Annotated in this window: 20 protein-coding genes and 1 pseudogene; 10 read left to right on the top strand and 11 right to left on the bottom strand. The window is 72.8% G+C overall.

What is annotated here, in order from left to right; translation table 11 throughout:
* Positions 1–24: 24 nt before the first annotated feature.
* The 8 genes from ABZ374_RS10500 to ABZ374_RS10465 form a co-directional block, all read right to left on the bottom strand.
* Positions 25–1,758 carry an ABC transporter ATP-binding protein gene (locus ABZ374_RS10500; protein WP_360309123.1) on the bottom strand — a complete coding sequence of 578 codons (1,734 nt, stop codon included), beginning with the start codon at positions 1,756–1,758 and terminating at the stop codon, positions 25–27.
* Positions 1,755–3,563 carry an ABC transporter ATP-binding protein gene (locus ABZ374_RS10495; RefSeq protein WP_360309121.1) on the bottom strand — a complete coding sequence of 603 codons (1,809 nt, stop codon included), beginning with the start codon at positions 3,561–3,563 and terminating at the stop codon, positions 1,755–1,757. Before ABZ374_RS10495 ends, ABZ374_RS10500 begins: the two co-directional genes overlap by 4 nt.
* A 152-nt stretch (positions 3,564–3,715) precedes the next feature.
* Positions 3,716–3,850 carry a SapB/AmfS family lanthipeptide gene (locus ABZ374_RS10490; RefSeq protein WP_360309119.1) on the bottom strand — a complete coding sequence of 45 codons (135 nt, stop codon included), beginning with the start codon at positions 3,848–3,850 and terminating at the stop codon, positions 3,716–3,718.
* A 111-nt stretch (positions 3,851–3,961) separates the two neighbouring features.
* Positions 3,962–6,553: a class III lanthionine synthetase LanKC gene (gene lanKC, locus ABZ374_RS10485; protein ID WP_360309117.1), complete on the bottom strand. Its 2,592-nt coding sequence runs from the start codon at positions 6,551–6,553 to the stop codon at positions 3,962–3,964.
* 271 nt (positions 6,554–6,824) lie between these two features.
* A complete protein-coding gene (locus ABZ374_RS10480) occupies positions 6,825–7,694 on the bottom strand; it encodes a biotin-dependent carboxyltransferase family protein (protein WP_360309115.1) in 870 nt (289 codons plus the stop codon).
* On the bottom strand, positions 7,691–8,308 hold the full coding sequence (locus tag ABZ374_RS10475) for a carboxyltransferase domain-containing protein (RefSeq protein WP_360309113.1): 618 nt from the start codon (positions 8,306–8,308) through the stop codon (positions 7,691–7,693). Before ABZ374_RS10475 ends, ABZ374_RS10480 begins: the two co-directional genes overlap by 4 nt.
* Entirely contained in the window at positions 8,305–9,069 is a 765-nt protein-coding gene (locus ABZ374_RS10470) for a 5-oxoprolinase subunit PxpA (RefSeq protein ID WP_360309111.1), read from the bottom strand. Before ABZ374_RS10470 ends, ABZ374_RS10475 begins: the two co-directional genes overlap by 4 nt.
* On the bottom strand, positions 9,066–9,788 hold the full coding sequence (locus ABZ374_RS10465; protein ID WP_360309109.1) for a GntR family transcriptional regulator: 723 nt from the start codon (positions 9,786–9,788) through the stop codon (positions 9,066–9,068). The genes ABZ374_RS10470 and ABZ374_RS10465 overlap by 4 nt, the downstream gene beginning before the upstream one ends.
* A 155-nt stretch (positions 9,789–9,943) precedes the next feature.
* Here ABZ374_RS10465 and ABZ374_RS10460 point away from each other — a divergent pair, with 155 nt between their 5' ends.
* The 7 genes and pseudogenes from ABZ374_RS10460 to ABZ374_RS10430 form a co-directional block, all read left to right on the top strand.
* Positions 9,944–10,705, top strand: a complete 762-nt coding sequence (locus ABZ374_RS10460) for a DUF969 domain-containing protein (protein ID WP_360309107.1) — start codon at positions 9,944–9,946, stop codon at positions 10,703–10,705.
* Complete coding sequence (locus ABZ374_RS10455) at positions 10,702–11,670, top strand: DUF979 domain-containing protein (protein ID WP_360309105.1); 969 nt, start codon at positions 10,702–10,704, stop codon at positions 11,668–11,670. Before ABZ374_RS10460 ends, ABZ374_RS10455 begins: the two co-directional genes overlap by 4 nt.
* Before the next feature lie 44 nt (positions 11,671–11,714).
* Positions 11,715–12,359 (top strand): pyroglutamyl-peptidase I, encoded by a 645-nt coding sequence (gene pcp / locus ABZ374_RS10450; RefSeq protein ID WP_360309103.1) that lies wholly within the window; start codon positions 11,715–11,717, stop codon positions 12,357–12,359.
* Between the two features lie 315 nt (positions 12,360–12,674).
* Positions 12,675–13,223 (top strand): AAA family ATPase, encoded by a 549-nt coding sequence (locus tag ABZ374_RS10445; RefSeq protein WP_360309101.1) that lies wholly within the window; start codon positions 12,675–12,677, stop codon positions 13,221–13,223.
* A 262-nt stretch (positions 13,224–13,485) separates the two neighbouring features.
* A complete protein-coding gene (locus tag ABZ374_RS10440; RefSeq protein WP_360309099.1) occupies positions 13,486–14,028 on the top strand; it encodes a hypothetical protein in 543 nt (180 codons plus the stop codon).
* A 147-nt stretch (positions 14,029–14,175) separates the two neighbouring features.
* A complete protein-coding gene (locus ABZ374_RS10435; RefSeq protein ID WP_360309097.1) occupies positions 14,176–14,856 on the top strand; it encodes a class F sortase in 681 nt (226 codons plus the stop codon).
* Between the two features lie 262 nt (positions 14,857–15,118).
* Positions 15,119–15,295, top strand: a pseudogene (locus ABZ374_RS10430) (helix-turn-helix domain-containing protein); the annotation flags it as partial.
* 69 nt (positions 15,296–15,364) lie between these two features.
* Here the strand turns inward: ABZ374_RS10430 and ABZ374_RS10425 are convergent.
* Entirely contained in the window at positions 15,365–16,009 is a 645-nt protein-coding gene (locus ABZ374_RS10425) for a hypothetical protein (RefSeq protein WP_360309095.1), read from the bottom strand.
* A gap of 299 nt (positions 16,010–16,308) precedes the next feature.
* Here ABZ374_RS10425 and ABZ374_RS10420 point away from each other — a divergent pair, with 299 nt between their 5' ends.
* The gene (locus ABZ374_RS10420) at positions 16,309–16,809 is read left to right on the top strand and encodes an NADAR family protein (RefSeq protein ID WP_360309093.1); all 501 of its coding nucleotides are present in this window, start codon (positions 16,309–16,311) and stop codon (positions 16,807–16,809) included.
* 39 nt (positions 16,810–16,848) lie between these two features.
* Here the strand turns inward: ABZ374_RS10420 and ABZ374_RS10415 are convergent, their stop codons facing one another.
* Both ABZ374_RS10415 and ABZ374_RS10410 read right to left on the bottom strand, forming a co-directional pair.
* A complete protein-coding gene (locus tag ABZ374_RS10415; RefSeq protein WP_360309091.1) occupies positions 16,849–18,636 on the bottom strand; it encodes a histidinol-phosphatase in 1,788 nt (595 codons plus the stop codon).
* A 151-nt stretch (positions 18,637–18,787) separates the two neighbouring features.
* Complete coding sequence (locus ABZ374_RS10410; RefSeq protein ID WP_360309089.1) at positions 18,788–19,489, bottom strand: DUF2306 domain-containing protein; 702 nt, start codon at positions 19,487–19,489, stop codon at positions 18,788–18,790.
* Between the two features lie 372 nt (positions 19,490–19,861).
* Here ABZ374_RS10410 and ABZ374_RS10405 point away from each other — a divergent pair, with 372 nt between their 5' ends.
* Both ABZ374_RS10405 and ABZ374_RS10400 read left to right on the top strand, forming a co-directional pair.
* Positions 19,862–20,908 (top strand): histidine kinase, encoded by a 1,047-nt coding sequence (locus tag ABZ374_RS10405; protein WP_360309087.1) that lies wholly within the window; start codon positions 19,862–19,864, stop codon positions 20,906–20,908.
* Positions 20,905–21,567, top strand: coding sequence for a response regulator transcription factor (locus tag ABZ374_RS10400; protein ID WP_360309085.1), 663 nt, complete (start codon positions 20,905–20,907; stop codon positions 21,565–21,567). The genes ABZ374_RS10405 and ABZ374_RS10400 overlap by 4 nt, the downstream gene beginning before the upstream one ends.
* Positions 21,568–21,597 lie beyond the last annotated feature (30 nt).

Raw genomic sequence — 21,597 nt, 5'->3', positions numbered from 1 at the left:
ATCCCGACCCCCTCCCGATCCTCCTCAGATGCGTTCCGAGTGCCAGTCCCCCACCAGGTCCCGGTACAACGACGAGCGATCCAGGAGTTCCCGATGCGTTCCGCACACCGCGTGTACACCGTCCAGGACCAGCACCCGGTCCGCCCGTCGGGCCGAACTGATCCGATGGGCGACCACGATCAACGTCCCCGGCCGGTCCGCGAAGGCCCGTTCGGCGCGTCGTTCGGCGGCCGGATCCAGATGGCAGGTGGCCTCGTCCAACAGGACCAGCGGCGCCGGTGACAGGTGGGCCCGACCCAACGCGATCAACTGGCGCTCGCCCTGCGACAACGACGCCGGATCCACCGGCGCGTCGAGGCCGCCCAGTCGATCGATCAGCGGCCCCAGGCCCACCGCGTCCGTCGCCGCGGCCAGCGCCGCCGCGGACGCGCCGTCCGGGCACAGGTAGAGCAGGTTCTCCCGCACACTCGCGCCGAACACGTACGCCTGTTGCGGGATGAGCACCCGCTGCCGGGAGGGCTCGCCGCCGACCGGGCGGACCGGCCGGCCGTCCACGAGCACCTCGCCCCGGTCCGGCACGAGCACCCCCGCGACCAGGGCGGCCAGCGTCGACTTGCCGATGCCACTGGGGCCGACCACCACGAGGTGCTCGCCGGGTTCGACGGTCAGGTCCAGGTCGCGCACCACCGGCGCCGCGTTCGGGCCGTAGGCGAACGTCACCCGGCGCAGCCGCACCCGCGGCGGCCCACCGGTCGCACCGGCCGCGTCGGCCGGGCCGAGCGCGCCGGCACGCCGCCGCGCCGACGTCGGCCCCGAGGTGAGCCGATCCAGGACCACGAGCAGTCGGGTGCCCGCCGCGCCCAGTGCCTGCATCAACGTGTGCAGCGCCGGCAACAGTGCCTGGGTGAGGTAGGTCAGCGCGCCCAGCAACGCCCCCGCGGTCAGGCCCCGATCGAGCAACCACGGAGCGCTCACCAGCAGCAACAGGACCGGCAACTGCCCGGCCACCCCGAGCGCGATCGCCCGCGCGCCGGCCCACCGGGCCAACGACCGCGCCGCGCGCGCCTCGGCGTCGATCAACGCGTGCGTACGAGCCGCGACCGACTCGCCCGCGCCGCCCGCCAGCACGTCACGCAGGCCCGTCGCGACCATTCCGAGTTGCCCGGACAACGCCTCGTCGGCGTCCAGGAAGGCCCGCTGTCGGGCGGCCATCGGCAGCAACGTGGCCAGGAAGAGCGCCAGCCCGAGCACCAGCGGCGGCACCACCACGACCAGCAACTCCGGTGCCAGCGCGGCCAGTCCGAACAGCGCGCCGAGAGCGGTGAAGACGAACGAGCGGGCCACCAGGACCAGTCCGGCGAAGCTGTCCCGGGCGATCTCGCTCTGGTTGGTCAAACGCGAGACCACCGCGCTGTCCGCCGCGCGGGCCGGCGCGTCGATCGCCTCGGTGAGCGCGCGCGTCGCCACCCGCCGGACCAGCCCGTCGCGCAGCGGCTCGACCAGATCGGCCAGGCCGCGAAAGATCCCGCCGGTGGCCCACCCGCCGAAGACGATCGCCACCGCGGCAACGGCCAGCCAGGCCAACCCGATTCCGGCGCGCCCGGCCAGAAAGCCGTGATCGAGGGCCATCGCCACGCCGTAGCCGCCGAGGAAGGTCTGCGCCGACTCCAGCAGCGACCATCCCGCGAGCCGGACCAGGACCCGCCTGCGCCGGGCCAGGAAACGCCGGGCGAGCACCGGCACACGGGACTCGCTCACCGATCCTCCCCGGCGGCGCCCGGTCCGGCCCCGGCCGCCGACCCCTCGGCCGCGCCCGGATCGCCGAGATCCGCGAACACCGCCCGGTAGTCCGGCACATCCCACAACTCCCGGTGTGTGCCGAGCGCCCGCACCCGGCCGGCCTCCAGCCACACGACCCGGTCGGCCCGCGCCGCCGAGGAGGCCCGATGGGCGATCAACAACCGGGTGCCCGCGCGCACGTCGCGCACCAGCGCCCGGCCGACCCGCAGTTCGGTCACGCTATCCAGGCTGGAGGTGGCGTCGTCCAGGATGAGCAGTCGCCCGGCGTGCGCGAACGCCCGCGCCAGCCCGAGGCGTTGCAGTTCGCCCCCGGACAGCGGGGCACCGCTCAGCGGCGCCGCGTAGCCCTTCGGCAGCAGCCGGATGAAGCCGTCGGCGCCGGCCGCTTCGGCGGCGACCTCGACCTCGCCGGGGGAGGAGGCATACGGCCCGAAGCCGATCGCCTCGGCGATCGTGTCGCCGAACAGCGCCGGTCGCTCGAAGGCGTACCCGACCTCGCGCCGCCACCGCGTCGGATCGACCTCGGTCGCCGGCACCCCGTCCAACCACACCGTGCCCGCGTCCACGTCGGTCAGCCGTCCGGCGACCGCGGCCAGCGTGGACTTGCCCGCGCCCGAGTGCCCGACCACGGCCACGGTGCTGCCGCCCGGCACGATCAGGTGCACGTCGCGCAGCACCGCCGTGCCGTCCCGCACGACGGTGACCCCGCGCAATTCGAGCCGGCCCGGGCCGTGCGCCGGCAGCGGGTCGGTGCCCGAACGCATCGGGGGCACGGCCAACAACTCGGCGGTGCGGCGGGCGGCGGCGCGGCTGCGCACGAGGGCGTTGAGTTGCCCGACGCCGGCGCCCAGGCCGGCGGCCAACAGGGCGTAGCGCGAGGCGGCGAGCAGTTCGCCGACGGTCAGGTCGCCGTGGGTCAGCCGGATTCCACCGACGGCCAGCACGGCCGTGGTCAGCAGCGGCACCAGGATTCCGGCGCCCGCCATGGCCCGTCCGTAGACGTGCCACATCCGCCTGCCCTGGTTGCCCAGCTCGGGCAACGGCGCGAGGATCCGGTCGAGTTCGCGGGCCGAGCTGCCGGCGGCGGCGATCGTGCGGGAGCCGCCCAGGGCCTCGACGAGCCGGCCGGCGATGTCCGCCTGGACACGCTGGTAGCGGGCCACACTGTCCGAGGAGTCGCGCACGAAGGCGCGCAGCAGCCAGGCCAGCAGCGGCACACCCGCCAGGAACACCGCGAACAGCGGGAGGTCGATGACCGCGAGGGCGATCAGGCCGCCGAGCGGAACGAACAACGCGGCCAGGCCGGTTGCCACCGTGGCGGGAGCGGTGCTCGCCTCGGCGGCGTTGCCGGTGAGTCGGGTGACCAGGTCGCCGGGGGTGCCGCGCTCGGCGGCGCGGTGCGGGGCGAGCGACAACACGTGGTCGATGCCGAGGCGGCGCAGCCAGGCGGCGGTCCGGGCGGTGGTGATCCCGCTCAGGAGCGCCTCCGCCGCGTCGAAGACGACTTCGGCGACGATCAGGATCGCGCACAAGGCGACCGCGCGGCGTGCTCCGGCGGCGTTGTCGAGCAACAGGTCGAGCGCGTGGCCCAGGACGGCGGGCAGCGCGATCGCGACCGCGGCGGCGCCGACACTGCAGGCGAACAGGGCGGAGGTGCGGCCCGCGCTGTGCCGGAGGGCGCCGACCAGGAGCCGGCCGGGGCCGTCGGTGCCGTCGGCGGGCGCCGGTTCGGTGCGGGCGGCGGTCCGGCGGATGGCGGCCATGTGCTGCGATTCCTCGCCTCCGGGTGCGGGGTGGGTCCTGGGACGCGCGCTGAGGGCGTACTTTCGAGAGCAGCGGTCCCGGGCGGAATGCCGCCGCCCGGGACCGCGTCGCGCTTTTCACCTCGGAGTGGTCAACCCCGGGAGTGGATCGGTCAGTCGCAGATGAGCAGGCTCAGCCGGCTGTCGCCGCACACGAGCAGGCTCAGGCGGCTGCCGCCACCGTGGCCGCCGCCACCGAACTCGGGGGCCTCTTCGGTCTCCATCGCCTGCAGGTCGAGAAGTGCCATGGTGATCATTCCTCTCGGTAGTGGTACTCGATCGACGGGACATCGATCGCTTGGTGCGCCCGCCCGAAACCGCAGGCGGGTCTTGCTTCGATCCCCGTGAAGGGATCGGCTTCAGGGCCGCGAAGGCGGCGGGAGGAAGGGCAGTTGCACGGGTCGGTCGTGCAGGGCGCTGCCCAACGCGAGCAGGCAACCGGCGGTGCCGGTGCTGAGATCCATCGACAGCCGCATCATCTGCTCACCGGCGAAGGCGAGTCGGCCCCGGTAAGGGACCGCGCCCCAGGACAACGACTCGATCTGCCGAAGGATGTCGGCCGGTTCGGTCCCGGGCCCACCGGTGGTGGTGCGGCTCAGGTGCAGCACCATGCCCGCCGTGCCCCGGAACAGGCCGGGCTGGGCACAGAACCTGGCCTGCGCGGCGCGCACGATCTCGCCGCGGGCCTGCTCGAACTCGGCGTCGGGACGGTGCGCGAGGTAGTCGTCCAGGACCATGCCGATGCCTACGCTGCCCGCGCCCAGGTAGGGCATCGTGCGGCTGCCCTCGTCGACCTGGAGGGTGCCGCCGACCGCGATCACACAGCGGGCCAGGTCGGCCCGCAGCGCTTCGGCGGCGGCGTCCAACAGGCCCGGGTCGCCGAGTCGTTCGTACAGGCGCAGGTACAGCAGCGCGCCGCCGGTGGCGCCGTGCAACAAGCCGGCCCGGGCCGGTGCGGGACCGGTGCGGATCCGGTCCGCGAGCTGCTCGGCACACGCGAACGCATGGGTGTCCAGGGCGGATTCGCCGGTGGAGCCGGCCAGGTCGTGCAGGGCCAGGCCGAGACCGGCGAGGCCGCTGTGCAGATCCGGTCCCAGCATGCGCCGGTCCTGCGCGAGGATCGTGTCGACCAGATCCAGGGCCCGTTCCCGCCGACCGAGCCGGTCCAGCGTCCAGGCGACGCCGGACAGGCCGTCGTAGAAGCCGATCGGGTTCCCGGGCGGCGGGTTCTCGGTGGCGCGCAACAGCCATTCCTCGGCCGCCGGAAGCGGCTCGGCGTCGGTCTCGGCCAGCGCGTACAACACGCCCGCCGCTCCGTACCCGAAGCTCGCACCGCCGCCGGGCACGGCGAACTGGACGATGTCGCCCGGGAAACAACGATCGTCGCGGCCCGGTGTGGCGGACGCGTGGATCGCCCGGGCCATCGAGTCGCGGCTGTCCGGCCAGTCGTCCAAGGCGACCGGGAGGTAACCGTGGGTCGGCCGGGGGCGATCGGGGATCCTCGTCTGCGGATCCTGCTCGGGCCGGTGCCCGCGCAGGATCTCCTCGACCGCCGTGTCCAGCCAACCGGCCGGGATCGGGAACTGTTCGGCGGCGATGTCGGCCAGATGCCGGGCCTTGCCCCGATCCACGGCGAACAGGCTGGTCAGCGGCAGGAACAGGGCGATCCGCAGACACGCCAGGGCGTAGCGGTCCACCTCCGCGCCACGTCGGTCGCGCGGGGCGACGAAGCCGGGATGGGCGACCACCTGTCGGGCGTTGTCGTCGTCCACGGCGGCGGCCTCGAAATCGAGCAGCGTCACCGCGCTCTCGTCCTCGGACATCATGATGTTGAACAGGTGCAGGTCGTTGAAGACCACACCGCGAGCGTGGACCTGCGCGACCGCGTTCTCCACGAGGGTGTAGACCCGCATCGCCCACTGGGTGTACTCGACCAGTTGCTCGGGCGAGGGATCCGTCTCGATCAGCGGATGCCGGTGGGCGAAGAATGTGTTCAGCGGACTGCCCTGGATGAACTCCAGCACCAGGAAGCTGTGTTCGCCGAGGGTGAACCAGTCGTGCACCTCGGGGGTACAGCCGAGCCCGCTCAGTCGGCGCAGCGCGTCGCGCTCGCGCTCCAACCGGGTGACCGCGTCCGCGCCGTCCGCGGCGAGCCCGGCGTGCGGCCGGGCCTCCTTGAGCACGACCTGCTCGTCGGTGCGCAGATCCCGGCCGATGTAGACGCCGCCGCCGTTGGAGAAGTGCAGCGCACGCTCGATCTTGTACGGGAGTTCGCCGACGGTGGTCGCGGACCGGGCGGCCAGGTGCGGGGCCAGGAAGGCGGGCAGGTCGAGCCACGGCGGCAGCCGAAAGGTGGGTTCGCGGCGGTCGGGGACCAGGGTGCCGGTGTCGTCCGCGATCGCGGGACACGGTTCGCCGCGCTCGTTGTGGCAGTTGCGCTCGGTGAAGCTGCCGTACCGCAGGTGGACCGGTCCTTCGCCCCAGCGCAGGTCGCTGAGGATGTACGGGCCGGGTTCGCCGGCCAACAGCTCGGCCAGGTCGGTCGCGATGTTGCGACACTGCTCGTCGTCGGTGGGGTAGACGGTGACGAACTTCCCGCTGCCGGCCCGGTCGGCGTACTTGGCGTTGCGCGTGTGCAGCAGGTACCGGCTCGGTACGCACTTGAAGGCGATGCCGCGTGGGACGCAGTAGTCCCAGACGGCGGCGAGTATCCTCTCGGCGTTGCCCAGGCACGCGGAGACGTGGATCTTCCAGCCCTGGGCGGGCAGCGGGTACTCGGCCGGTCGGAAGGCGAGCCAGTCGGCGAAGTTGTGCCGCCGCCAGCCGTCCGGGAGTTCGCGGCGCGTGGTCCGGTAGGACGCCGCCGGACCGCTCTCGTCCGTGCGGAGCCGGTGCGGTGCGTCGTAGAACGTCCGATCGGCGTCGCAGTAGGCCGCGTACCCCTTGTTCATCGCACTCCCATTCCCGATGGCTGGTGCCGTGGAGAACGTTGCCGGCGAACAGGAGTGGACGGCAGTCGTATTCATCACGAAACGTCATGAGGAACGCACGGGTCCGCACGTGAAGAACTCACGTGCATGACAACCGAGTTACCGGTCGGGGCGGGATCGCCGCCGATGCGGGTGCCCGACGCGCGAGCGGCAACCACCGCGTACACCAGCGGTGTTGCCGATCCGGGAGCCGGGAGCCATGACCCAGGAGCCGGCCGCGAAGCGCGGTGGCTCAGGGCGCGGTGACGGTGAAGCGGACCGGGGTGCCGGGGACCGCCTGGGCGGCTTGGCCGAGGTGTTCCTCGGGGACCACGCCGATCACCGGGTAGCCGCCGGTGACCGGGTGGTCGGCCAGGAAGAGCACCGGTCGTCCGTCCGGGGGCACCTGCACCGCACCCAACACCATGCCCTCGCTGGGCAGTTCGTCGGTGCGTGCCCAGCTCAACGCGGGCCCGTCGGTACGCAGCCCGATCCGGTTGCTCGCCGAGGCCACCGTGTAGCGGGCGGCGCCGAGCGAGGCCGGGGCGCCGGGCGAGAACCAGTCCCGGCGCGGGCCGAGGACCAGCGGCAGCACGAGTTCGCTGGGTGGGCCCGGGCATCGGGACACGTCCGCGCCCGCCGGGGTGGGGCCGCTCGGCTCGCCCAGTGCCAACACGTCGCCGTCGGCCAGCGGCGCCGGCCCCAGCCCGGAGAGCAGGTCGGTGGAGCGGCTGCCCAGGACCGGTTCGACCGCCACGCCGCCGGCGAAGGCCAGGTAGCCGCGCAGACCGGCGGTGGCCGGGCCGACGTCGAGCACGGCGCCGGCCGGGATCCGGATCGCCGCGCCCCACGCCACCGGGCGGCCCTGCACCCGGACCGTGCAGGGTGCGCCGACCACCGCGGCCACGGTGGTCGAGCGCACCCGCACGGCGGTGCCGGTCAGAGTGGTCTCCAGGGTCGCCGCGTCCGGCGGATTGCCGACCAGGCGATTGGCCAGCCGGTGTGCGGGTTGGTCCAGTGCGCCGGAGCGGGGCACGCCCAGGTGCGCGAACCCGGCTCGGCCCAGGTCCTGCACGGTGGTCAGGGCGCCGGCCCGGACCACCTCGACGGCCCGCGTGTTCATCCCCCCTCCGGCACGAAGTGCACCCGCACGCCCGGGGCGAACAGTGCGGCGGGCTCCCGGGCGGCATCCCACAACACCGCGTCGGTGCTGCCGATCAGTTGCCAACCGCCGGGCGAGGAGCGCGGATACACGCCCGCGTACTCGCCGGCCAGCCCCACCGAGCCGACCGGTACGGCGGTGCGCGGGGTGGCCCGGCGGGCCAGGTGGTAGCGCTCGGGCAGCCCGGTGAGGTAGCCGAAGCCGGGCGCGAAGCCGCAGAAGGCGACCCGGAAGGTGACCGCGCCGATGATCTCCGGGACCCGCTCGACCGGCACCCGCCACAGCCCGGCCACCTCGACCAGATCCGGCCCGTCGTAGCGGACCGCGATCTCGATCCGCTCGCCCGCCTCGGCGGACAGCGGCGGGATGCGCCAACCGGGTACGTCGGCGGCCAGTGCGGCGGGATCCGCGAGCCCGTCCAACAGCACGGTGCGGGCCGCCGGAACGATTTCGCGCACCGTCGGCAGGGTTCCCGCGGCGCGGCGGCGCAGCAGTTCGGCGTGCAGCGCCTCGGCCCGGTCGGCCGTGTCCACCTCCAGGAGCAGCGCGTGTCGGCCCACCGGCAGGGCCCTCACGCGAACGGCTCCAGGGACACGTCGGCGGCCAGCAGCGCGCGGCGGACCCGCAGCGCCAGCTCGGCCGCGCCCGGGGTGTCGCCGTGCAGGCACAGCGACCGGGCCGAGACGGCGACCCGCTCTCCGGTGATGGCGACGACGGCGCCCTCACGCGCCATCGTCAACGAGCGGGACACGACCCGGTCGCCGTCGTGGACGACGGCCCCGGGTTCCCCGCGCGGCACCAGGGTGCCCTGCGCGGTGTATGCGCGGTCCGCGAACGCCTCGCGTACGCAAGGCAGTCCGGCGGACTCGGCGGCTTCGAGCAGGCGCGAGTCGGGCAGCCCGAGCACCGGCAGCGCACCGCCGGCCAGGAGCACACCGGCGACCACCGCGCCGGCCTGGTCCACGTCCCACACCGTGCGGTTGTACAGCGCGCCGTGCGGCTTGACATAGGCCACCCGGGCCCCGGCGGCACGCGCGAAGACCTCCAACGCGCCGATCTGGTACGCCACTTCGGCGGCCAGCTCGGCGGCCGGGACGTCCATCGCCCGGCGGCCGAAGCCGGCCAGGTCGCGGTAGGAGACCTGCGCGCCGATCCGCACGCCGCGCTCGGCGGCCAGGTCGCAGACCCGACGCATCGTGGCCGGGTCCCCGGCGTGGAATCCGCACGCGACGTTGGCGCTGGTCACCACGGACAGCAGCGCCTCGTCGTCGGTCAGCGTCCAGCGGCCGAAGCCCTCGCCCAGGTCGGCGTTGAGGTCGATCACGGTGGTGTTCATGCGCCGTCCATCCGCATCGCGGTGCAGATCATCTCGCACGCGTCGTCCAGGTAGCGCTCCAGGACCGCCGCGGCGCCCGCGGTGTCGCCGGCCCCGAGCAGGTCGACGATGCGCCGATTCAGGCGCAGGAACGGTTCGTGCAGCGCGCGGGCCGAGGGCATGGCCAGGAAGGCCAGCCGCAGCTCGGCGAGCAACCGGGTCATGTACTCGTCCAGCCGCGGGCTGCCCGCGAGGGCGACCAGGGCCCGGTGGAAGCGCAGGTCGGCGGTGCCGACCTCGGGCCAGTCGCCGGCGTCGGCCGCCGCCTCGCCGCCGGCCACCGCCGCGTGCAGTGCGGCGAGGTGCACGGGGCCGGCCGTGGCCGCGGCGCGCAGGCCGGTGCCCTCCAGGGCCCGACGGACCGCGTAGATGTCGTTCACGTCGTCGGGGTCGAGCGTGCGCACGAAGACGCCCCGGTTCATCTCGTGCACGACCAGGCGGCCGTCGACCAGCGTGCGAAACGCCTCGCGCAGCGTGTTGCGGGAGACTCCGAGGGCGGCGCCCAGGGCCTGTTCGGAGAGTCGGGTTCCCGGGGGCAGCGCACCCTCGGCGATGCGATCGCGCAGCACCTCGGCGACACGTTGTGCGGTGCCCGAACGCCCGAGCAGGTCGCGATCGGCGGCAAGGCGTCCGAGCGTGTCGTCGGCGGAAGGCCGGGCGAGGTCGACGTCTTGGCCCATGTGGGGTCCCCCAGAGTGCGACGAGCGGTGCGGGAGGAAGTAGATCAAGTTCCCGCACCGTTCACAAGGTCTTGTGGGATTGTTCAACAATAGCTTAGCCTCCTCGGCACCTCCTCGTCCCCCTGTTCGAGGACCCGAGCGTGGAAGGCTGCGCAATGATTGTGCTCCTCGGCGTCCTGCTGGTGATCGTAGGGTTCGCCACTCGACGCAACCCCCTGTTGGTGGTCGGTGTCTCCGGCGTGGCCACCGGCCTGCTCGGCGACCTGTCCCCGCGCGAAGTGCTCGCCGCCTTCGGCAACGGCTTCGCCTCCAGCCGGGGCGTGACGATCTTCGCGATCACCCTGCCGGTGATCGGGCTCCTGGAGCGCAACGGCCTTCAGGAGCAGGCCCGGACGCTGATCGCGCGATTCGGCAAACTCACCACCGGGCGTTTCCTGGTGTTGTACCTGGGTCTGCGTCAGCTCACCGCCGCCGTCGGCCTGGTCAGCCTGGGCGGACCGGCCCAGACGGTACGGCCGTTGGTGGTCCCGATGGCGGAGGGCGCCGCCGAGCGCAGCCACGGACCGCTCCCGGACAAGACCCGGGAGAAGATTCGTTCGCATGCCGCCGGCGCGGACAACGTCGGCCTGTTCTTCGGCGAGGACTGCTTCCTGGCGGTCGGTTCGATCCTGCTGATCACCGGCTTCGTGAACACCACGTACCACCAGCACATCGAGCCGCTGCACGTGGCGTTGTGGGCGATTCCCACCGCCGTCTTCGCGTTCCTCATCCACGGCGGCCGACTGCTGCGGCTGGACCGCACGTTGGCCCGCGAGTTCGCGGCGATCGCCGCCGCCGGACCGCCCGCCGAAACCGCCGCCGCATCCGTCGTCGCCGGTCCCGCCGCCGGCATCGTCGCCGAGGGGAAGCTCAAGTGATCAAGGTCGAGTGGTTCTTCTGGCTCGTCGGCGCCGTCTTCCTGGTGATGGCCGCGCAGATGCTCGTGGACCGCAGCAACCCCAAGCGGTTCGGCAGCGCCGCGTTCTGGGGCCTGCTCGGCGCGGGCTTCGTCTACAGCACCCGCGTCGTGGAGAAGACCTCCCCGGCCGAACCGCTGGGCGTGGCCGTGCTGGTGATGGTGTGTCTGGCCGGCTTCGGCTTCACCGGCAAGGGCACCGTGCACACCACCGGCCGCGAGCAGCGGGTGGCCATCGCCGCCCGACTCGGCAGCCGCCTCTTCATCCCCGCACTGACCATCCCGGTGGTGGCGATGGTGTGCGCGGTGCTCGTGAAGAAGTGGCACATCGGCTCCGAACCGGTCCTGCAAAAGGGCAGCGAGACCATCCTGGGACTGGGCGTCGGCGCGATCGTCGCGCTGGTGGTCGGCATGCTCGTGGTCCGCGAGAAGCGGATCAGCGTGCCGATCCACGAGGGCCGCTCGATGCTGGAGGCGATGGGCTGGGCGCTGCTGCTGCCGCAACTGCTGGCCACGCTCGGCTCGATCTTCCAGGTCTCGGGCGTGGGCAAGCAGGTCGGCGTGCTCACCTCGAAGGTGCTGCCGGACGGCAAGATCTACATCGCGGTGATCGTGTACTGCCTGGGCATGTTCCTGTTCACCATGATCATGGGCAACGCCTTCGCCGCGTTCCCGGTGATGACCGCGGCGATCGGCTGGCCGGTGCTGGTGGTCGAGGGCGGCGGCGATCCGGCGGTGGTGCTCGCACTGGGCATGCTCGCGGGCTTCTGCGGCACGCTGTGCACCCCGATGGCGGCCAACTTCAACATCGTGCCTGCGGCGCTGCTGGGGCTCAAGGACCAGTACGGGCCGATCAAGGCGCAACTGCCCACCGCCGGCGCGCTGCTCGTCGTCAACATCGGCATCATGTCGGCCTTCGCCTTCTGATCCCGCCGCGTCCCCTGTCCACCGCGTCCCAGGAGAGAACCACCATGACCCGCGTACTCGTCACCGGATTCGACACCTTCGCCGGCGAGGCCACCAACCCCTCCTGGGAGGCGGTACGCCTGCTCGCGGACGCGGCCGAACCGGGCCTGACGGTGACGGCGGTCAAACTCTCCTGTGTCTACGGGGTCGCGCTGGAGGAACTGCGGGCCGCCGTCGAGCGGGTCGACCCCGACCTGGTGTTGTGCGTGGGCCAGGCCGGCGGTCGGCCGGACGTGACCGTGGAGCGGGTCGCGATCAACGTCGACGACGCCCGGATCCCGGACAACGCCGGCCGGCAGCCGATCGACACACCGATCGTCGAGGCGGGCCCCGCCGCGTACTTCGCCACGCTGCCGGTCAAGGCGTGCGTCGCGGCGGCCCGCGCCGCCGGCGTGCCCGCGTCGGTGTCCCAGACGGCGGGCACCTTCGTCTGCAACCACGTCTTCTACGGCCTGATGCACCTGCTCGCCACCGAACGCCCCACCACCCGCGGCGGCTTCGTGCACGTCCCGTTCTCCTCCGACCAGGCCACCGACCGGGCGGTCCCCTCACTGCCACTGCCCACGATCGCCGCCGGCCTGCGCGCCGTCATGACCACCGCCGTCGCCCGCACCACCGACATCACCGCCCCGGGCGGCACCACCCACTGACCACCCGTCCGCCCGTCGACACGGGATGCGAGCCGACAGCGGTCGCCCGGGTTCGCGAACGGCCCGAGGCCCTCGATCGTGCAGGTACGGACGGCCGCGTGCGGAGCGAGTCGGCACGGGGATGGATACTGGTGCCCGGTCATCGTGCTCGCTGCCACGGGTGATGGCTCGGTGGGTGCGGGTCGACCGAGGACGGTCCCCGCCGGGCGTCCCGTATCGGGACGGGACCACCGGGCACCGGACGCGACCTCGATGCGCCCCGCCACCGCGGCTCGCGGTGCGCGCACCGGCCACGTCGTCGACGAGGGACCCACCATGAAGCGATACATCCTGACCGGCACGCCCGGTGCCGGCAAGACGACCGTGCTGCGCCTGTTGGCGCGGGCGGGGTACGCCGTCGTCGAGGAGGCGGCGACCGACGTCATCGCCCGAGGACAGGCCCGGGGCGAGCGCGAGCCGTGGACCGACGCGTCGTTCGTCGACCGGGTCGTCGCGCTGCAACGCGAACGGGAGCGGGAGGCCGGGACCCGGAGCGAGGACGTGTGCTTCTTCGACCGGTCGCCGATCTGCACCCACGCGCTGAGCGTCTACCTCGACCGGCCGATCTCGGCGGCGCTGTCCGCCGAACTCGACCGGATCGCCGAGGCCGGCACGTATCGACGTCGGGTGTTCTTCCTCCGGAACCTGGGCTTTTGCGAACCCACCGCCGCCCGCCGGATCGACTTCGCCCAGTCGTTGGAGTTCGAGCGCGTCCACGAGGAGAGCTACCGGGCCTTCGGCTACGACCTCGTCGACATCCCGGCCGCGACTGCGCACGAACGCGTCGCGACGATCCTGCGAACGCTTCGCGACTCCACCGACTGACCGCCGCGCCGGGCCCGGGATCGGGGTGGACGATCGAGGGTCACCCGTTCGGCAGTCCGCCGGTGGGTGGTGCGAACCGGGTGCGGATCCCGGGTGTCGTGCGGAAACTCGGGAGTGCCGGGGTGACACAGTGTAGCCAGTCGGCGTCGAGGCGGCATTTTCGGCATGCGGGGGGCTCTTCGCCCGGCTTACCTGGAAGTCGCGAGCACGGCTGTCCCAGTGGTAGGTCGCTACCGCGTCCGGGCTCGCCGGAGGTTGCATCATGCGTTCGATCACCAGGCTTGCGGGCACCGCGCTGCTCGGCGCGACGCTCGCGCTCGCCGTCCCCGCGGTCGCCCACGCCGCTCCGGCCCGCCCCCAGGTCAACCCGGCGGACTGTGCCAAAGCGGTCGCCGCCGCCGCGAAGGGGCAATTGCAGTACGACGCCGCGGTCGCGGACTTCGCCAAGGACGCCGCCGCCGCGGCCGGGCAGCCCGACAAGTCCCGGCAGGAACAGCTCGAACGCGCCAAGAACGAGATGGGCGCCGCCGCCTCGGCCGCCGCCGAGGCGTGCCCGGACGCCAGGGTCCTCGGCGGCGAGGGCGGGTCGGACAAGAGCCGGCCGGACGCCGAGCAGGCCGCGCACGGCAGCGCCGCCGGCGACCGGGACGAGTACGCCGAGGCACCCTCGGGCAGCATGCACACCGGCGCCGGCGGTACCTCCGGCAACGCCACCGCCGGCGGGATCGCGCTCGGCGTGGGCCTGTTCGCCGCCGGCGCGAGCCTGGTCGTGCGGCGTCGCCGACTGGGCGCGGGCCGCGGCTGAGCGCGTGCGAGCCGGCTCGGACCACCACGCTCCCGCACCGCTCGACCCCGATCGCGGCGGTGCGGGAATCGGGTGGAACACACCGACCGGGCAGGCGAGTTCCTACCCACCCAGGCGCGTCGGGCGCAGCACCCCTCAGGAGCAGCAGTGGATCCTTCGGCCCCGCCCGACGAAGGTCGCAAGCGCACCATGGGGCCGGTGGGCGCCGGGGTGGTGGCGATGTGCCTGGGCGCCGCGCTGATCGTCAACGGCACCGGGGCCGCCGATCCGCCGCCGCAGCCCGGCGAGGCCCGGGTCTATCCGGACCAGCCCCGCCCGGCGCCGGACGATCCGCCGCCGCTGGCCCCGTTGTCGGCCGCGGCGCCGGTCCGGGTGCGGATCCCGGCGATCTCGGTGGACGCACCGCTGACCGGCCTGGCCCTGGAGGACGGCGGCCGACTCGCGGCCCCGCCGGACGACGAGGACAACCTCGCGGGCTGGTACCGCAACGGCACCGCCCCCGGCGCGGGTGGCACCGCGATCGTGGCCGGACACGTGGACACCCCACAGGGCCCGGCGGTCTTCTACCACCTCGGCGAGCTGAGTCGGGGCAACACCGTCGAGGTGGATCGTGCCGACGGCGGCACGGCGATCTTCACCGTCGACGCGATCGAGGTCTACCGCGCCGAGCAGTTCCCGGACCGACGCGTCTACGGCGCCGCGAAGGGGGCGGAGTTGCGGTTGATCACCTGTGGCGCGGGCTTCGACCGGACCGAGCAGCGCTATCTGGGCAACGTCGTCGCGTTCGCACACCTGACCGGCCTGGTCGCGCCGCCGCGCGCGTCGTGAACACGCGTCGATGGCACGAAGCCCCGTCCGAGCCGGAGCCGGCGCGTGCGCCTTGGTCGAAACGCCGCCGCCCCGCCGGCCGGGTGGCCGTCGGGGCGGGCGAACAGCGGGACGGGGGAGGTCGGACGGTCGCGCCCGAGGCGACGGTCGGCCGATCGGCGTTCGCCATGGGAGCGCTCGGCGCGGCTGCGTCCGCCGTCGGATCCGCCGTCGTCGGCGCGTCCGACTTCGGGTCGCGGATCAGGATCAAGGCGAGAAGCCGATCGAATCCGCGTGGACCCGCCCTCGGCGGCAGCGCGAGCAACCGAGTCGGGAACAGATCGTCGCCGAGGCCGTGCGGCTGTTGGGTGAGGAAGGACTGGAGGCGCTGAGCATGCGGCGCCTGGGCACTCGCCTCGACGCGGGCGCCACCTCGCTCTATCGGCACGTGGCCAACAAGGCTTCGACTACGGTCTGCAACGCGTATTGGACGGTCTGGCGACCCGGCTGAGCTGAGGCGGGCCCTCGATCAGCACTGCCCGCGCACTGCTCTCGTTCGTCCGGCGTCGGACGCCGGGCTGATCCGCGCCCGCCGCTCGTGTCGACGGGTCGTCACCACCACCACGACCGCCACCGACAGGGCGCCCGCCGCATGGGCGAGCGCCAACGTCATCCGCTGGTGCACGAAGCCCATTTCCAGCTCGATCTGTTCGTCGGCGGGGGCGATCCACGGATCGCCCATGATGCCCAGCAGCCGGCTCATCGTGGTCGCGGCGAGCAGCACCACGGCCGTCGCGATCAGCGGGGTGGGGCCGATCGCGGTGCGCCGGGCCTCCCGGGTCCGGCGCGCCGGACTGCGCCGACCGCCCAATCCCGCCGAAGGGCCGTACCACTGCTCGCGGTTCCGGGACACGAGTATGGCCCAGCACAGGAAGAGCACGGGCATCGCCACGCTCGTGACCGCGAGTACCGTTACCGCCACGCCGGTTGCGCCGTTCCCGCGTGGCGCGAGCTGCGTGGTCGACCGCAGGGCCTCCCGCTCGGCCGGCTGGTCGATCCGTGAGGCCAGGTCGGCGTGCCAGTCGCGGTACACGACATAGGCGAACAGGTCCGCGACGACCATCGCCGCCGCCGCCGCCGTGGTCGCCGCGATGCCGGCGTGCCGGATCGACAACGGCGGAACGGAAGGCAGCCGAAGAGGTGGTAACCGAACCGCCGACTTCGACGCGCCGCCGGATCGATCGGACACCGTTGGTACCCCCGGTTCGGGAAATGTCGTGTGTGCCAAGCATCATGACGCGGCGTCGGCTCGTCGAGTGCGCGGGCCGCTTCGTGCGCGAAACGTCACCATCGCGCGACGCGACGGGAGGTGTGATATCCGCCGGCGGTTCGGGCGTTCGGATGCCATCATGCCGTCGGACGCTGCCGGGGCGCCGGGGTACGGGCATTCCGGTTCGACGACGAGAGGGGCGGGTGGCTGCCGTGACGATCCACTTCTACGGGGCCGACGAGGTGCCCTACGGCTGCTTCTCCAACTTCTCGCCGCACGGCTTCACCGTCGACGAGGTGTCCTGGCCGACCTCGGAACACTTCTTCCAGGCCCACAAGTTCGCCGGCACCCCGCATGCCGAGCGGATCCGGCGGGCGCCCACGGCCTTGCGCGCGGCGGAGTTGGGCCGGTTGCGGAGCGTGCCGCTGCGCCGGGACTGGGAGTGGGTCAAGGACGAGGTGATGCGGGGCGGGGTGTACGAGAAGTTCCGGCAGAATCCGCGGATCCGCGCGATCCTGCTCGGGACCGGGACGCAGCCGCTCGTGGAGAACACCACGACCGACCACTACTGGGGCCGCGGCAGCACCGGCACCGGGCGGAACATGCTCGGTCGGATCCTGGCCCGTACCAGGACCCGACTCGCGGCCGAGATCGAGGCCGAGACCCGGGCCGGGGGACACGAACGAGGCCGGGCACGGGGCTGATTGCCCCGGCCCGGCCTCGTTCGCGCAACGCGGTGGGCGTCAGTTGCCCCAGTGCGAGCCCTTGACGTCGACGAAGATCGGGTTGCTGTAGAACCAGATGTCGCGCCACGGGTCGCCGTCGTTGTTCGGGTGCTGGATCGGGCCGGCCGGGTCGACGCCGGCGCCGAACGGGCCCACGCCGTGCCGGTTTCCGTCGCTGCCCCGCAGCCGGACGTAGTACGGCTTGTTCCGGCGCGGCAGTTGCACCTTCAGCGTGTAGGTGCCGGTGCGGCCGGACACGTCGATGCGCTTGCTCACCCGGGTGTCCGGGGCCTGCCACGAGTCCGCGTCGCGGGACTTGCCGGTGACCGTGCCGGTGATCACGTCCACATGCGCGAGCTTGGGCACCTCGCCGTGGTAGTTGGGCCGACTGGCGGTGGTGACCCGGATGTAGAGGGTGGCGCCGCGATTGGCCGCCAACGGCAACCGGCCGCCCAGGGTGACCGGTTCGGTGTGGCCGTTGTCGGCGACCATCCACACGTCCAGGCCGTCCAGGAGCTGGCCGTGGTCCACCCACACCCGCCCGGCCCGGAGCCCGGCCATCACGTCGCGGTAGCCGAACCGTTCGACACCCACATGGGTGCGGCTGAACTGACCCGGCCAGAAGTCGCTGCCGGGCTGCGGAACCCCGGTGTCCACGGGCAGCGGCTTGGAGCCCAGGTCGTCGAAGCCCTTGCCGGGCGGGTAGGCGCCGTCCGCGTAGGTGTCGAACATGGTGCGGTGGTTGTCCGAGTTCGAGGTGACCGACCACATCCGGCCCTCGGCGAGCAGTGCGTCCCACATGCCGCCGACCGTCGCGGTCATCCAGTCGAAGCCGCCGTGCGTGCGGTAGGTCTCGGCCGGGTACCGCGGCCAGCTCTGCGCTGACGGGGCGTTCTGGTACTCGCCGCGCTGGAAGGTGCCCGGCCCCGACTGGCCCTCGCGGAACTTCACCCAGGCCGGGTCGGCGTTGGCCTGCGAGCCGGGCGCGCCCTCGAAGCCGAGGAAGATCGAGGGGTCCGCGTCGTGCCAGGCGCGCAGTTCGTGCGGCGAGACGATGCCCAACCGGCTGGGGTGGTTGGCCAGTACCAGGACGTCCTCGACGAAGCCCTCGCGCTTGCGCTGACCCAGCCAGCGGATCGCCTCCACCGCCTTGGCCTCGTTGGCGGCGGTGACCGGGTCGCCGGGGGCGCCCACGTCGAACTTGTTGAGCTTGGCGTCGAAGGTCAGCTCGAATCGGCGCAGCAACTCCACCTCGTTGCGGCCGGGCGCGACCATCACGGTGGCGTGCTCGGCGGCGGGGACGTACCACTCCAGGCCCTGGAAGATCAGTACCCGGGGGTTCTCCTGGCGGGCCTTGACGATCTCCGCGTGCTCGCGCTCCGCGCCGCCGGCGTTGGCGTGGCCGAAATTGGCGTGCTCGGTGTAGACGATCCAGTCCAGGCCGAACTGCCGACCCTGCGCCGCGGATTGCGCGAAGCCGTACTTCGCGTCGTGGCTGTAGACCGTGTGCACGTGGTGGTCGCCCACCAGGTAGACGAACTTGGCGGGCGGGCCGTCCTGGCCCGGTCGCGAACTCGCCTGCACCGCGTCGTCGGATTCGGCCGCGGCAGCCGTACCGGCACCCACCGCGCCGAGCGCCGACGCGCCGAGGAAGCCGGCTCCGAACAGGCCGGCTCGACCGATCAGGCCACGCCGGGACACGCCCTGCGCGTCGAGCCGATCCTCGGCCACCTCCGGGTCCGCCCACTCGGGCAACCGCGGAGCGAGGTGGTCGTCGGGTCGGTGCGAGTGGTCCTCGGTCGTCATGTGCGTTCCTCCGGTCGGGGGCGTCGGCGGATGCCGCCGCAGACGCTATGGGCCGTAGGTGGCGAATAGGCGACATCCGGCCACCGCGCACGTGACGGGCAGAATGATCTTGGGCTGTCCGGCTCGGCCGGCTTCGACCGGATTCCGCCGGTCAGCCGGTGTGCACCTGCGGATCGGGGACCTCGCGGGCGGACCGCTCCGGGCCCGGTGAGCGTGCTCCGCGCCGGCGCAGCAGCAGTTCGACCACGATCAGGTTGGGCACCCAGCACAGGAACGGGACGACTTTGTAGGCGCGGTCGAAGTCGGTTATCGGGACCAGCAGCACCAGCCACAGGCGCAGGGTCACCGCCGCGTAGGTGAACGCGAAGGCGCGCTGCATCCAACGCCGGTGTTCGGCGACCGCGCCGCGGCGGATGGTCCGCAGGCCCATCAGGGCGCAGGCCACCCACGACACCGCGAGCAGGCCGAAGCCGGCCGTGCCCACCGCGCCGGCCAGGTTCAGCGGCGCGAGTACCAGGCCGGCCGTGCCGCCGACCAGGATGCAGGCCAGCGTCACCCGACCGCAGATCCGGTGCAGCCGAGGCGATCGGCGCCGCACCCGGGAGGACAGTTGGCCCGGGGACAGCAGCAGGGCCAGTCCGGCGGCGACGATGTGGGCGTAGAAGAAGGCCCGGGCCCATAGTGGGCGATCCGCGTAGTTCGCGGCGATATCACCGTCGTCCGAGGCCAGTTCGGTCAGGGTGTTGGTCAGATAGGGGAGCGGCGCGAACACCGCGATGGCCAGGGCGCTCAGGGCCAACCACCAGACCCCGACCGTGCGTCGTCGGGTCGGGTCGTGTGTCACCACTGTCATCTCCGGGCGTCCTTTCCCGCGGGCCGGCACCGCGTTTTCCGGCTGCCGGCTCCGCTCCTGCGGTGGGTGTCCTGCGTTGCGGGTGTCGTGCGGTGTGTCTTGGGCGGGTGTCTCTCGCGCCGTGTGCCCCGTGCCGTGCGTCGCGTGCCGTGGGTTTCGCGCGGTGGGATCCGGCCGGTGCGTCTTGCGCGGTGGATCTCGCGCCGGGCGTGCGGCACCGCGTATCCCGCGTTGCGTGCCTGCAACGCTAGAAAACACGGGGTGTTCGGGTCACCCCTCGCAGCGGGGGGAATCGCCTCCCTCCTGCGAGGGAGACGCGCCTCCACCGAGGGGAGGTGGACCGGTGCGGCCGGTGCCGGTGCAGGATGGGGCATGCGTATTTCCGACGCCTGGCTGACCCTGGGATTCGTGGTCGCGGCGGCCTCGGTGACCCTGTTCGCGCCGGCCGGTCCGCCGTACCACGCGTTGGACGCGGTGGGTGTCGGGCTCGCCGTCGGGTCCGCGCTGTGCTTGCTCTGGCGCCGGGTGGCGCCGATCGCGGTGGTCTTCGCCACCTCGGCCTTCGTGGTGATCAACGCGGCGGCGGGCTACGCGACCACGGTGACCCAGTGGCCGGCCTGGATATCGCTGTTCACCCTGTTCTCGCTGCGGGGTGCGACCGCCCGGATCATCGGATCGACGCTGGAATTGGCGGCGGTGGCCGGATACGTCCTCCTCGATCGTGCGCCGGTCGGCGGTGCGGACGTGTTCGGCGTGACGGTGTGCTTCCTGCTGGCCACCGTCACCGGCGACGCGGCCCGCAGCCGACGGGCCGTCTCGATCGCCGAACACGCCCGGGTGCGGGCCGAGGAACGCACCGAACTGGCCCGCGAATTGCACGACGCGATCGGACACGCGGTGAACGTGATGGTGATGCAGGCGGGGGTCGGTCGGCGGGTGTTCGCCGACGATCCGTCTTTCGTGCGCGAGGCGTTGGGCAATATCGAGAGCGTCGGCCGCGAGGCGCTCGGCGAACTGGACCGCCTGGTACGGGTGTTGCACGCGGCCGAGCCGGTCACCGATCTGACCGGCCTGGTGGAACGGGTCCGGGCCGCGGGGCGGGAGTTGCGGCTGAACGCCGAGGAGGTCGAGGTGAGCGAGGGGGTCGCCCGGGCGCTGCACCGGATCGTGCAGGAGGCGCTGACCAACGCGCTGCGACACACCGAGACCGGTCGGATCGAGGTGGACCTGGTCCGGTCGGGCGGCACGGTGGTGCTGGAGATCGTCAACCAGGGCCGACATCTGCCGGTCGGCCCGCCCGGACGCGGCCTGGCCAACATGCGCGAGCGGGCCCGTCTGGTCGGTGGCGAGGTGGAGGCGGGGCCGATCCAGGCGGGCTTTCGGGTACGGGCGACGCTGCCGGCCGAGGCGCTCTCGTGATCCGGGTCCTGCTGGTCGACGACGACGCGTTGGTACGCAGCGGGTTGACCGCGCTGCTCCGGGCCGAGCCGGGCATCGAAGTCGTGGGCGAGGCGGCGAACGGGGTCGAGGCGGTGCGCGGCGCGCTCGAACATCGCCCCGACGTGGTGGTGATGGACATCCGGATGCCGGTCCGCGACGGGGTCTCCGCGACCCGGGATCTGCTGGCCGTTCCCGATCGCCCGCGAGTGCTGGTACTCACCACGTTCGACCTGGACGAGGTGGTGGACGACGCGATCACCGCCGGCGCGGACGGATTCCTGCTCAAGCGGGCCACGCCCGAGGAACTGGTCGCGGCGATTCGTACGGTCGCGGCGGGCGACGCGGTGGTGTCGCCGGCGGTGGCCCGCAGACTGTTCGCGTCGCACGCCGCGCGGGTGGGTCCGGACCACGCGCGAGCGGCCCGACTCACCGAGCGGGAGGCGGACGTGTTGCGGGCGATGGCGCTGGGCCTGTCGAACACCGAGATCGCCCGCACCCTGCACCTGTCGGTGGAGACGGTCAAGACGCACGTCAAACACGTGCTGGCCAAGCTGGACGTGCGCGACCGCACCCAGGCGGTGGTGTGGGCCTACCGGACCGGGTTCGCCTACCGAGGAGCACTCACCGTCCCGGAGTGAGCCGGGCAACACCCCTCGGGGGTGCGGGGT

This window comes from Embleya sp. NPDC005971 (genome assembly GCF_040629175.1).
In the GTDB taxonomy this organism is placed as follows: Bacteria; Actinomycetota; Actinomycetes; order Streptomycetales; family Streptomycetaceae; genus Embleya.
This window is presented reverse-complemented; position numbering and strand designations above follow the sequence as displayed.

Excerpts from the sequence above, each read along its gene's own strand:
- ABZ374_RS10495 (WP_360309121.1), bottom strand. The coding sequence starts at position 3,563 with ATGGCCGCCATCCGCCGGACCGCCGCCCGCACCGAACCGGCGCCCGCC.
- ABZ374_RS10490 (WP_360309119.1), bottom strand. The coding sequence starts at position 3,850 with ATGGCACTTCTCGACCTGCAGGCGATGGAGACCGAAGAGGCCCCCGAG.
- lanKC (WP_360309117.1), bottom strand. The coding sequence starts at position 6,553 with ATGAACAAGGGGTACGCGGCCTACTGCGACGCCGATCGGACGTTCTAC.
- ABZ374_RS10480 (WP_360309115.1), bottom strand. The coding sequence starts at position 7,694 with ATGAACACGCGGGCCGTCGAGGTGGTCCGGGCCGGCGCCCTGACCACC.
- ABZ374_RS10470 (WP_360309111.1), bottom strand. The coding sequence starts at position 9,069 with ATGAACACCACCGTGATCGACCTCAACGCCGACCTGGGCGAGGGCTTC.
- ABZ374_RS10465 (WP_360309109.1), bottom strand. The coding sequence starts at position 9,788 with ATGGGCCAAGACGTCGACCTCGCCCGGCCTTCCGCCGACGACACGCTC.
- ABZ374_RS10460 (WP_360309107.1), top strand. The coding sequence starts at position 9,944 with ATGATTGTGCTCCTCGGCGTCCTGCTGGTGATCGTAGGGTTCGCCACT.
- pcp (WP_360309103.1), top strand. The coding sequence starts at position 11,715 with ATGACCCGCGTACTCGTCACCGGATTCGACACCTTCGCCGGCGAGGCC.
- ABZ374_RS10445 (WP_360309101.1), top strand. The coding sequence starts at position 12,675 with ATGAAGCGATACATCCTGACCGGCACGCCCGGTGCCGGCAAGACGACC.
- ABZ374_RS10440 (WP_360309099.1), top strand. The coding sequence starts at position 13,486 with ATGCGTTCGATCACCAGGCTTGCGGGCACCGCGCTGCTCGGCGCGACG.
- ABZ374_RS10415 (WP_360309091.1), bottom strand. The coding sequence starts at position 18,636 with ATGACGACCGAGGACCACTCGCACCGACCCGACGACCACCTCGCTCCG.
- ABZ374_RS10410 (WP_360309089.1), bottom strand. The coding sequence starts at position 19,489 with ATGACAGTGGTGACACACGACCCGACCCGACGACGCACGGTCGGGGTC.
- ABZ374_RS10405 (WP_360309087.1), top strand. The coding sequence starts at position 19,862 with ATGCGTATTTCCGACGCCTGGCTGACCCTGGGATTCGTGGTCGCGGCG.